The organism is Psychrobacter fjordensis, from assembly GCF_904845995.1.
Lineage (GTDB): Bacteria > Pseudomonadota > Gammaproteobacteria > Pseudomonadales > Moraxellaceae > Psychrobacter > Psychrobacter fjordensis.
In genome coordinates this window covers 1804181-1816143 of the sequence record NZ_CAJGYP010000001.1, presented here as the reverse complement: position 1 = coordinate 1816143, position 11963 = coordinate 1804181, and the positions used below count along the sequence as shown (strand labels likewise).

At 41.1% G+C, this 11963-nt stretch carries 12 protein-coding genes; 8 read left to right on the top strand and 4 right to left on the bottom strand.

Features of this window, described 5'->3' with window-relative positions:
- Positions 1 to 80: 80 nt before the first annotated feature.
- The 5 genes from JMW61_RS07695 (at position 81) to JMW61_RS07675 (ending at position 5698) form a co-directional block, all read left to right on the top strand.
- Entirely contained in the window at positions 81 to 389 is a 309-nt protein-coding gene (locus JMW61_RS07695) for a glutaredoxin family protein (RefSeq protein ID WP_201550167.1), read from the top strand.
- 38 nt (positions 390 to 427) lie between these two features.
- Positions 428 to 1627 carry an alpha-hydroxy acid oxidase gene (locus JMW61_RS07690; protein WP_194197792.1) on the top strand — a complete coding sequence of 400 codons (1200 nt, stop codon included), beginning with the start codon at positions 428 to 430 and terminating at the stop codon, positions 1625 to 1627.
- A 136-nt stretch (positions 1628 to 1763) separates the two neighbouring features.
- On the top strand, positions 1764 to 2744 hold the full coding sequence (locus JMW61_RS07685) for a rhomboid family intramembrane serine protease (protein WP_201550166.1): 981 nt from the start codon (positions 1764 to 1766) through the stop codon (positions 2742 to 2744).
- Between the two features lie 114 nt (positions 2745 to 2858).
- Positions 2859 to 3671 (top strand): MipA/OmpV family protein, encoded by an 813-nt coding sequence (locus tag JMW61_RS07680; RefSeq protein WP_201550165.1) that lies wholly within the window; start codon positions 2859 to 2861, stop codon positions 3669 to 3671.
- Positions 3672 to 3892: 221 nt separating this feature from the next.
- Positions 3893 to 5698, top strand: a complete 1806-nt coding sequence (locus JMW61_RS07675) for an ATP-dependent nuclease (protein ID WP_201550164.1) — start codon at positions 3893 to 3895, stop codon at positions 5696 to 5698.
- 292 nt (positions 5699 to 5990) lie between these two features.
- Here JMW61_RS07675 and JMW61_RS07670 read toward each other — a convergent pair whose 3' ends face one another.
- Together JMW61_RS07670 and fumC are read right to left on the bottom strand one after the other, a co-directional pair.
- A complete protein-coding gene (locus JMW61_RS07670) occupies positions 5991 to 6518 on the bottom strand; it encodes a peroxiredoxin (protein WP_201550163.1) in 528 nt (175 codons plus the stop codon).
- A gap of 150 nt (positions 6519 to 6668) precedes the next feature.
- A complete protein-coding gene (gene fumC, locus JMW61_RS07665; protein ID WP_010196317.1) occupies positions 6669 to 8072 on the bottom strand; it encodes a class II fumarate hydratase in 1404 nt (467 codons plus the stop codon).
- 198 nt (positions 8073 to 8270) lie between these two features.
- Between fumC and JMW61_RS07660 the strand changes: the two genes are divergently transcribed.
- Genes JMW61_RS07660 through JMW61_RS07650 form a run of 3 tightly spaced genes read left to right on the top strand, consistent with a single transcriptional unit; the run spans position 8271 to position 9613 of the window.
- The gene (locus JMW61_RS07660) at positions 8271 to 8921 is read left to right on the top strand and encodes a 5-formyltetrahydrofolate cyclo-ligase (RefSeq protein WP_201550162.1); all 651 of its coding nucleotides are present in this window, start codon (positions 8271 to 8273) and stop codon (positions 8919 to 8921) included.
- Positions 8921 to 9154, top strand: a complete 234-nt coding sequence (locus tag JMW61_RS07655) for a hypothetical protein (RefSeq protein WP_201550161.1) — start codon at positions 8921 to 8923, stop codon at positions 9152 to 9154. The genes JMW61_RS07660 and JMW61_RS07655 overlap by 1 nt, the downstream gene beginning before the upstream one ends.
- A 9-nt stretch (positions 9155 to 9163) precedes the next feature.
- Complete coding sequence (locus JMW61_RS07650; RefSeq protein ID WP_201550160.1) at positions 9164 to 9613, top strand: hypothetical protein; 450 nt, start codon at positions 9164 to 9166, stop codon at positions 9611 to 9613.
- Between the two features lie 159 nt (positions 9614 to 9772).
- On the opposite strand, the gene JMW61_RS07645 is transcribed toward JMW61_RS07650, so the two are convergent.
- Complete coding sequence (locus tag JMW61_RS07645) at positions 9773 to 10234, bottom strand: hypothetical protein (RefSeq protein ID WP_201550159.1); 462 nt, start codon at positions 10232 to 10234, stop codon at positions 9773 to 9775.
- A 175-nt stretch (positions 10235 to 10409) separates the two neighbouring features.
- Entirely contained in the window at positions 10410 to 11771 is a 1362-nt protein-coding gene (locus tag JMW61_RS07640; RefSeq protein ID WP_201550158.1) for a Na+/H+ antiporter family protein, read from the bottom strand.
- Between the last annotated feature and the right edge of the window lie 192 nt (positions 11772 to 11963).

The window sequence follows — 11963 nt, the reverse complement described above, 5'->3', positions numbered from 1 at the left end:
ACGGTGAAACACTATGTTAATTTTTGATTAAAATTCTAAGAAAAGCTTTTTGTGACAAGTATCAAAACAAGAGAACAACTATGTACGATGATAACAATATAAAAGAGCTACGAGCACGGATCATTGAAAAAACCCCTAGCCTTAATGCCTATCAGGATAAATGGTGGTTGCTAGGCACGTCTGGCTGTCATCTATGTGATGTCGCCGCGCAACTGCTGACACAGTTTCAAGCAGTACAGCCCGTTACTTATCACGATGTCGATATCGCTGATTTTGATGAATCCCTGATGATGGAATTTGCCACCACGATTCCTGTTATCTTGACACCGTCAAAGCGATTAAATTATCCATTTTCGGTACTGGACTTACAGCAACTGCTCAGTCAATAATATTAAAACAGTCATAAAAACCAGATAGTGGGAACGCCATGAGAGACTTAACGCCTATTTTAAAAAAGATTACTGAAATCGAAGATCTGCGCCGAATCGCCGAACGCAAAGTGCCCCGTATGTTTTATGATTATGTCGATTCAGGCTCATGGACCGAAACCACGTATCGCAGTAATGAGACTGACTTTGACCGTATCAAGTTGCGTCAACGGGTCTTGGTCGATATGGACAATCGCAGTCTGGCCACACAGATGATTGGTGAATCCGTCAAGATGCCAGTCGCCATCGCTCCGACAGGGTTTACCGGCATGATGTGGGCGGATGGCGAAATTAAAGCTGCTCAGGCGGCCGAAAAATTCGGTGTGCCCTTTTCACTCTCGACCATGAGCATCTGCTCTATCGAGGATGTCGCTGAAAACACCAGTGCGCCATTTTGGTTTCAGCTGTATGTCATGCGTGATCAGGATTTTATGGCCAATCTGATTCAACGGGCAAAAGACGCTAATTGCTCGGCACTGATATTAACGGCCGACTTGCAAGTCATGGGACAACGCCATAAAGACATCAAAAATGGCTTATCTGCACCGCCGAAACCCACGCTCGCTAATATCATTAACCTAATGACCAAGCCGCAATGGTGCATGAACATGCTGGGCACCAAACGCCACAACTTTGGTAATATCGTTGGTCATGCAAAAGGCGTTGAGGATTTGTCCTCATTAAGCTCATGGACCGCAGAGCAGTTTGATCCGCGGCTGAGCTGGGATGATGTCGCCCGTATCAAAGATGCATGGGGTGGCAAGCTGATTATAAAAGGCATCATGGAACCTGAAGATGCCATCATGGCCGCACGTAGTGGCGCAGACGCACTGGTCGTCTCCAATCATGGTGGTCGTCAATTGGATGGTGCGCTGTCTTCCATCTCTGCGCTGTCTGATATCGTGCAAGCTGTCCATGCCGAAAATAGCGATATAGAGGTCTGGTTAGACAGTGGTATTCGCTCTGGTCAAGATGTACTAAAAGCCATCTCGCTGGGCGCAAAAGGCACGATGATTGGCCGAGCATTCTTATACGGGCTTGGCGCTTATGGTGAAGATGGCGTACGCCGCGCACTTGAGCTCATCTATAACGAATGTGATATATCGATGGCGTTCTGTGGTCATACCGATATCAATAACGTCACAGATGATATCTTGGTAAAAGGCACTTATGAAAACCTCAAAATTCCTAATTATTAGAAACACCATCTTTATCACTAAAACTGTCAGTCATTCACTTGCCAAGCTTTAAAACACGCTGGCAGGTTGATGCATAACATTATCTGACCATACCCTTTATACTCTACTCATAACCTTTCATTAATAGTTAGCTTTTATGACCATTCAACAATTATTCAAAACAGCGCCCGTCACCACATTATTGTTAGTCAGCTTTATTGGCCTATTCATTATGCAAGTGCTAACAGGCGTCGATGCTAACAATCCATCGACAGAGGCCTTGCTAAAATGGGGCGCGAATGCGTTGCCTTACACCATGCAGGAACAACCATGGCGGCTGGTGAGCAGTGCATTTTTGCATATTGGCTTGATGCATTTGTTGTTTAATGGCTTTGCTATGTATTTCTTTGGTCAAGTTGCCGAGCCGATGTTTGGCTCAGCCAAGTTTTTGGCATTGTTTTTATTGTCTGCAATCGGTGGCAACTTACTCAATAGTTATGTGACATGGCAGAGTCTACTAGATAATACGGGGCAGCCCGGACTGTCGGCAGGCGCATCTGGCGGCATCATGGGTATTGGTGCAGCATTGTTAATCGCTGCCCTGTTTAAAATATCAGTAAATGGTATGGTGCTGAATCTCAAAAGTCTGATATTTATTATGGGCATCAACTTGGTTTATGGTTTTGCTGTACCGGGTATTGATAATGCGGGTCATATCGGTGGTGCTATTACCGGACTAATCATTGCACTGGCCTTCGCGATTGCTTACCGTCAACGTTTGGCTGTCGCGCTACAAAATGCAGCTGTCTATCAAAACCAAAATCCACACAGCTATCAAACGACCTACATCAATCAACCGCCTAGCATTGATAGTTACTCAACTCGTCAGGCTGCTGGTTTAGACACGACCAATTCACGTAGCGATGATACTTATGCTCAAAGTAGTACTGGTATGAATTTAGTGTCAGATATCGACACTGCTCATGCCAACAGCATCCCACCAAAAACACCTATCAAACCCTCCTTTATCTGGCAGTTATTGCCATGGCTAGCGATGTTATTGATCAGTATTGGCTTTGTCTGGTGGTGGCAAGATATTCACTATCAGATACTACAAATATTAAAAGCTATTGAGTAAACGTCCATACTTATCTATCATGGCTCAACGGCTTCTTAGTTTGGTTTTCCCTACTCGCTTATTGCTACCTAATTGTTTTATCTTATGACGACCACTCCTTTACGAGATTCTCTTATGTTTACACTTGCAGCGCTACCTCATATCTCTACGCGTACTATGTTCAATGCGTTAACCGCTACTGCGCTACTCAGTGTGGCTAGCCTGTCTAACGCTGCGATTTTTAATGACAACTTACCGACTGACAAAGATGCCGTACTCAGCGTCGGCGTCAACGTCATGGCGGTCAAATCAGCTTATGATCTGGAAGATGATACCGAGGTAAATGTGTTACCCGGTGCATTTTATGACAATAACAGATTTTATATACGCGGCGCGCAAGCGGGTGTCTACGCGATCAATGATGGTGTCAATCAGTTGTCTGCCTATGCCAAACTCGCTGGTTCTGAGTTTGATCCTGATGACGCAACTGGTGCGCTTCAAGGTCTTGATAAACGCAAATCATCAGCAGAAGCGGGTCTGAGCTATCAGCGTCGTACGTCTGTTGGCGGCATCCGTGCTCAGATAGGGACTGATGTGTTAGATCGTAGTGGCGGCAACACAGCTCGCTTGACGTATCTTGCTAGAATCACTAAAGGCAAGCTGACGGTCTATCCAAGCATTGGTTTTGAGTATCATGATGCTGACTACAACGAATACTACTATGGCGTCAGTGATGAAGAATCAGCGGAAACAGGCGTTGACGCTTATAAATCTAATTCGAGTGTGAACCCATATATCAACATTAGTGCCAACTATGATTTCAATGATCGTTGGGCAGGGTTTGCCAATCAAAGCGTGAGCTATGTCCCAAATGAGCAGTATGATAGCCCAATGGTCGACTCACGTACTGAAGCGGCGACGACGCTTGGTTTGCTTTATAAGTTTTAATTAGGCCTAGATTGTTATAAAAAAAGACCTTACTGCGTAATGTGGTAAGGTCTTTTTTATTGAATAATTTTGAATGTAGGGTGCGCCTAGCGCACCGATCAGGGACCTAATTATCATAATCAGTGATTGGGAATCACCCTACACTACTTATTTTTCAAAACATAAGTTTAAATTTGCTATAGTTACTTCTATTTATTGCTCACAAAATATTTGAGAAAACCATGAAGATTAGATCCATACAAATCAAAAGATTCCGCTCGATACTTAACCTTAAATTAAATTTAGACTCATTAGAACACATCACAACAATCTGTGGAGCTAACAATGCTGGAAAGACTAATGTTCTAAGAGCTATAAATCTATTCTTTAATCCAGAAGATTACGAGGCAAGTGAAGACTCTCCAAATCATAAATTTTATGGTTCTAGGGGCGGTAAAGTTTATCCTGAGATTTCGATAGATTTTGAAGATAATCATACAATATACAGAATTACTAGGGCTTTCGACATCGAAGGTGTAAATAAAACTACTGGTGAAAAAATATTACCAAATAAACAAAAGCAATCTTTAGATGCAAACTCAATAAACTTTGTACTTAACAAAATATCATTCTTCTATATACCCTCAATTAACATCTCCTTCCCTGATTTAATTAACAACCTAATTGAAGAAATTTATGACTTAGAGTATGCAAAGGCAAGGTTTAGCGGCCTAAAATCAGAATTAAAAAAATCATTCGATAATTACGTGACTGGGTTAGTTGATGTTTTAAATGATCTTGCGAAAGAAATAAACCCTACTTTTCAAGAGTTTAATGAAAACTGGGAAGTTGGTTTCGAATATGATTCAGATGTTAAGAAATTTAGAGATCTTATTTCGACTGATGTGGAATTCTTCTTTAATGATAAATCCAATAGAAATATTGAAGCTAAAGGATCCGGACTTCAAAGACTTGGTTTCATTTTGATGCATAGTAGAATACTAAGCAAAATAAGAAACAAGCAACCAATTCTTCTTATTGATGAACCTGATATATATCTACATCAAGGATTACAAAAGAAACTAAAATCTCATTTAGAAAACTTGTGCCCTAAATCTCAAATAATTCTCACAAGTCATTCACCTGTTTTTATAGATAGCTACAACCTTAGAAATACTTTTTTACTAGATTTAGAGATAGGTGAGAAAATACTATATAAGAGAACTAATAAAGAATTCCATCCGTTGAATACATGTTTAGTAGATATTGAGCAGTCAACTGGAAATCAGAAGATTCGTGAATATCTAGGTATCGATTTAGATGAGTATGATTTACTTAACGACTACAATGTAATAGTTGAAGGTGATTCAGATAAAAAGTTTATTGAAGAAACTTCAAAATTTTTTGGTATTAAAGCTGCTAATATAATACCAACACATGGTGTTACTAAATACCAAAAATATTTAGAATTTTATAACTCATTTTATGACAATAAATCCATAAAACCTGAAATTAGATTAATATTTGATAATGATGCATCAGGCCGTGAAGAGTATAAGAAAAATTTCAAAAAAATTAAAGGTGGAAGTTATTCAAATTTAGTTGTTACATGTGAATTCATACCTAATTACTTAGGGGAAACACCCTTCCACGAGAAAGTCATAAATAATCAAGTCCATTCTAATTATGAGATTGAAGATTTTATTTATCCGGAGCTACTAGTCAATTTAGCGAATATAATTTTATCGAAGAAATCATTTAACAAAGTTAATTGGAGAGATATCTCTAAACGTCTGAACGCAAACGCTCATAAAAATAAAGGTGTTTTATATAACTTTGATTCAATCAAAAATGATAGAAATCCTGATAACGGACATTTTGTAGATTTTTCTGGTGAAAATGTTAAAAAAGAAATAGCTAAATCTTATGAGTTAGAAGGAAACAAAAAACTTTCTAGAGATATAGTTAACTATGATTCAAAGTATCCAAGCGTTAAAGAATATTTATTGAAGATCAGCACATCCGATAGTCTGCAGCTTACACCATAGTAGTAGTCGTATATTTATTACTAATCTAGTGCATAAGGTAAATTACTCTTATTACCCTCTGACAAAGAGCAAAGCAATAATCAGTTTTAAATACAAAAACAGACCTTGCCATATTACATGACAAGGTCTGTTTCTATGCTAATAAGTCTTTAATAGCTTACTTAGGGTTCACCATATCAGCAGGAATAACCCACTCATCAAACTGCGCTTCAGTTAATAGATTGCAATAGGTTAAACGCGACAACTGACTTATAAACGTTTGGCTCTAAAAATCAAGCATACTCAATAGAATTTAAGCATTACTTTTTAAATATTCTAACATAGTGTCTGCATCTGATACTTCAAATGGGTCTATTGGGCAGTTGTCGCCAAAATCAGCTTCCTTAAACACTTTTTTAACTTCTTTATTGTCGACAACCATCGAATAACGCCATGAGCGCATACCAAAGCCAACATTACTCTTATCAACAAGCATGCCCATTTTACGAGTGAACTCACCATTACCATCAGGAAGTAAGAAAACGTTTTCACGGTTTTGCTTTAGACCCCATTGGTACATGACGAACGCATCATTGACAGAAATGCAAACTACTTCATCTATGCCTAATGCCTTAAACTCATTATAAAGCGCTTCATAACGAGGGAGATGGCTGGTCGAACAAGTTGGCGTAAAGGCGCCTGGTAGAGAAAACACAACCACTTTTTTATTGGCAAATAACTCATCTGTGGTTAGGTCATACCATGTGAACGGGTTGTCTCCTCCAATAGAGTCATCACGAACACGAGTTTTAAAAGTCATATCAGGTACATGGGTAATCATTGTTTACTCCGATTTAGGTTATTGTCTTTTTTATTTCTAAATTCTTAGTGTCACAAATATGACGCTGCTACCAGAAAGACAAATGCAAATGGTACTTATCGTACATTAAGCGAGTCTGACGCCGTAGCAGGTCATTATTTGGTCTACTGCTTACTTAGGATTTACCATATCAGCAGGAATAACCCACTCATCAAACTGTGCTTCAGTTAGCAACTCTAACTCAACCGCAACTTGCTTCAACGTTTTGTTTTCTTTATAAGCCGTCTTAGCGATTTTCGCTGCATTCTCATAACCAACATGACGGTTCAATGCAGTCACTAGCATCAATGAGTTGTGCAAGAAGTCATCAATTTTGTCTTTTACTGGCTCGATACCAACGGCACAGTTTTCGTTGAAGCTGTTGCAGCCATCACCCAATAGTTTGATAGATTGCAATAAGTTAAACGCGATCACTGGCTTATAGACGTTTAGCTCAAAGTTACCTGATGCACCAGCCATGCTGATCGTCACATCGTTACCCATGACTTGAGCGACAACCATCGTCAATGCTTCTGACTGAGTTGGGTTTACTTTACCCGGCATGATAGAGGAGCCTGGCTCATTTTCAGGAATTGTCAATTCGCCTAGACCACAACGAGGGCCAGATGCCAACCAACGTACATCGTTAGCGATTTTGTTTAAGCTGGCTGCTAGCGTTTTTAGTGCGCCTGACGCAAATACTTCAGCATCACGAGCCGCTAGTGCTTCAAATTTGTTCGGTGAGGTGACAAATGGCAAGCCAGTCAAAGTCGCTAATTGCTCAGCAGCAGTTACGGCATAATCAGGATGAGCGTTTAGACCAGTACCCACCGCAGTACCACCTAATGGCAATTCATATAGACCTTGTAGCGCGTTATCAATACGTACCAATGAGTGGTCAAGTTGGCTAACATAGCCGCTGAACTCTTGACCTAACGTTAATGGAGTAGCATCTTGTAAATGCGTACGACCGATTTTTACGATGCTATCGAATTCTTTTGCTTTAGCAGCCAATGTATCACGCAATGCTTTTACCGCTGGAATCAATAAGCTATTGATCTGACGAGCAGCAGCCACACGAATCGCTGTTGGGAAGCTGTCGTTGGTAGACTGTGCATGGTTTACATGGTCATTTGGATGAATTGGCGTGTAGCTGCCACGCTCAGAACCAGCGATTTCATTGGCACGATTAGCCAATACTTCGTTCATGTTCATGTTTGACTGTGTGCCAGAACCTGTCTGCCATACGACCAATGGAAACTGATCCGTTAAACCACCATTGATGATTTCGTCAGCGGCTTGTACGATTAGGTCGCGCTTGTCAGCGTCAATACGCTCTAAGCTTGCATTGGTGATTGCAGCGGCTTTTTTGACCAGTGCCATCGCTTCGATCATCGGACGTGGCAAAGTCTCGCCACCGATTTTAAAGTTTTCGCGGCTACGCTGAGTTTGCGCACCCCAATAAGCATCAGCTGGGACTTCCACGTTGCCCATGGTATCTTTTTCGGTACGAGTTGCCTGATTCTGTGTCGACATAACTACCCTCTTTGATGGTTTGTTGTTGTGTGGCTGAGCCATAAAAAATGCAACACCTGCTGCACTTAAAGGAAAATACGATATAAAGTGGCGTTATGATAGCATGACTACGACCCGTTGAATATTGACAAATAGCCATTGCTGACGTCTAAAAACAGCTGTCATCATCAAACTCACAAACTAGCGGATAGTATAACTATGTATCCTGAACCAAAAAGCTCAGCGTCAGAGGATTCGGCAGTTAGCAATCCGCCCAGACGGCTCTTTACTCGCCAGCGCCGCCAGTTAAACGACGGCACGCGTAGAAATTTAGCTCAAGCAGCGAGCTTGCATTTGACTAAGTTACAGCAGCGATTACCAGCACATGCGCGTATTGGTTTATATTACGATGGCTTTGGTGAGCTACCCACTCAGCCAATATTAGACTGGTGTCAGCGCTTAGGCTATTTGCCTTATTTGCCAGTCGTCGGCTCACTTGGTCGTGCTAGCAATGGCACTGATGATAAACATCTACGCTTCGTACCTGTTTATCACTCAAAGCTACTCAACATACCGACGCGTATCCATCGGTTAGGTATGAAGCAAAACCATCATCGTCGACTACTTTGGGCGCGAGAATTGGATGTGATTATTTGTCCGTTAGTGGCAGTCGACTTACACGGCAACCGTATGGGTATGGGTGGTGGGTTCTATGATACGACGTTAGGCAAAGGCTATCGCTCTGGCGCTAAAAAGCCATTAAAAATTGGCTGGTGTTATGACTTTCAAGTGGTTGAACAATTAGCGCGGCAGCCTTGGGATGTGCCATTAGATGGCTTAATCACACCAAGCAGCATAAGGTGGTTTTGATGAAAGATGATAAACAGTTTGAAAAAGACTCTAGCGCTGAACATGTAGATGAGTATTTGCAAACATTAGGCAATGAGGACGCTAGAGAGCTACGTTACTACAGTCAAGAGCAGCCTTTTAGCTCTGAGGAGATGACACGGCTAGTCAATGAAGAGCGTCTAAATAAACTGCTGGCGCAAAGCGATGAGTTTTTGAGTAGTTTAAGCGGTGAGTTGAGAGATTTTGATGATTAGGTATGACACATGAGCACAAAAAAAGTTTCTATGAGGACAGTCACTAGCTACTTTAAAGCTCAGAAACTACGAATATTTTTCGCTATTTTATGGGCTTTGTTTGTCGGTCTTATTATTACTTTAGGTTTTGAGCCAAACCCTCATGAGCTACAGATGCTTGATGCTCCTGAGCCGCATTCATATGATATAGAGCTCGTCGTCATATTGGTGGTTGCGATGCTTTTTCATTTGAGCTTTCTCGTCACTATCGATGTATACATGCGTAGCCGGTGGAAGTTTTTTACCATGCTGATTATTACCACGTTATTTTTGCTTTGCTTCGGTATGGTGGCAATGCATGCACCGCCGTCACTAGGCTTTATGGTTTTTTGGACTTTCTTATCATTTTTACTGTTTTTAGTTATTTGCTTTTGTCAGGCTTGCTCATTCTTTTTACGTTGTGTATTCCGTAGAACCTAGTAATGAAGATAGGAAATTTCATACCTAATTAAAAATACAAGTTACCCTACAACTGCTGGCGCAAAGCGATGCGTTTTTGAGTAGTTTAAGCGGTGAGATTAGAGATTTTGATGAAGATGGCCTCTGATTTGAGTAGAGTACGCCTATACCTTGCGAAGTTTATATCCCGATCACGTACACCCCTTTGCTTTTAGGCTCTTTAATACTAGTTTCGAGATATACAGTAATTTCGTCAATGAAATTGAATATTGAACTTCTATTTTGGTTTAAAAATTTGATTTCTTGCGCTGTGAACCAATACATTTCTTTTGTATCGATACCCTTTTGCTCGATTTTACGCTTTTTTTCAATCAGTTTATCAATAATGCTCTTAACACCTTCAGTGTCATGTGAATGAAATACGTGGTGATAATAAATACAATGCCTATCATCCGCTGAAAATTCAGATGCAAAGCAAGACTCTATTATTGAAAATGCTTCTTCGCTGACTACAATTGAATCTGTAAAGTTACTTACGTCTCTAAAAAATTCAGCAGGTGAGGCATCTTTGGTATTACTTACTATCTGAAAAGTTAGCCCTCCTACCAATGTATCCTGATGCTTAACTGTGAAATTTATCATTGATTTTTTCTCATTCTAATAGAAGTTTAATCGTGTGCTTTCGATTTAGTGTCTAGGCTAAAAGCCTAGCAAATATACATGAATACTTAAATAAAAAAGGTGAACATAGATTGTCTCTATATTCACCTTTTTCTATCCATTTAGCCATCTGTATCGTTATTAATAGTAGAGCCGATTACAGCACCATCGCCGCTATCCAACCGAATATTAATAACGGAATATTATAGTGAATAAAGGTCGGCACCACACTGTCTTTGATATGGTCATGCTGTCCATCGATGTTTAGACCAGACGTTGGCCCAAGAGTCGAGTCTGACGCAGGCGAACCCGCATCACCCAGCGCGCCAGCCGTACCGATAATCGCCACAGTCGCCAATGGCGAGAACCCTAACGAGATACATAGTGGTACATAAATCGCGGCCAAAATAGGAATCGTCGAGAATGATGAGCCAATACCCATGGTCACAATCAGGCCAACCAATAGCATAATAAATGCAGCGATTGCTTTATTACCCGCAAACAATGACGCCGCACCATCAACTAATGGCTGAATCTGCTCAGTTACTTTCATGACTTCCGCAAACCCTTGCGCCGTAATCATAATAAAGCCAATCATCGCCATTAACTTGATACCGTCATTAAAGACCGAATCGGCTTCACGCCACTTGACCACGCCGGTAGCCATAAAGACACCAAAACCAAACATTGAACCTAGTAATAGCGAATCGGTATAAAGTTGTACGACAAAAGCAGTCACAATCGCTGCCAGTGCAACCAGCGTCTTTAGCTTGCTTTGCGACTGTGCATCAGCCGCCGTTTTGCTCAACGCATCACCTTCTACGACCGCATCATGTGCCTCTTTATCTATGGCAACTTGTTGATACGCGCGTGGCTTACGATAACTGATAAAGACAGCAATCAGCAAACCAATAAACATGCCTAGGGCTGGTATCGCCATCGCTTTAGTGACAGAGATATCACTAATATCAATCCCCGCCTCACCAACGTTTTTGAGCATGATTTGATTGAGGTAGATATCACCAAAGCCATATGGGATAAACATATAGGTGGTGACCAGACCAAAAGTAATCAAACAAGCGATTAGTCGTCTATCAATGTGCATACGATTGAATGCTAGTAACAGTGGCGGTACCAATAAAGGAATAAAGGCGATATGAATAGGGATTAAGTTTTGGCTAAAGCAGCTCATGGTAATGAGACCTGCAAACAGCATGTACTTAATCATGCCACTCGTGCCCGCTGAGTCAATACGCCTAATCACCGCGCCTGCCAATGACTGTGGCAAGCCTGAATGAGCAATCGCTACCGCAAAAGCACCAAGCAGCGCGTATGACAGTGCAATCTGCGCCCCATTACGGATACCTTCTTGGAAAGCATTTAGCGTATCGGTAATGCCGAGACCCGCTATCAGTCCACCTGCCAGTGCCCCGATTAATAAACTGAGCACCACGTGCACTCGCGAAAGTGACAGTCCTAGCATAATGATAACTGCCAGCAGTACCGCATTGATTGCCATGTGTTGCCTCGTATTCTGTTTGCTTTATTTCAATGTAAACTTATTGATATCTCATAATGTATGGATATCACCGTCGTCTCAAAAATGCTTTTTCTCGAATGTGTCTCTAAAGCGTTCTACTCTAAAACACACCGTTTAAGACGCGCGACAGTTTACCTTATTTTGCCTATAAAACCTATGCGTAGAACCCAA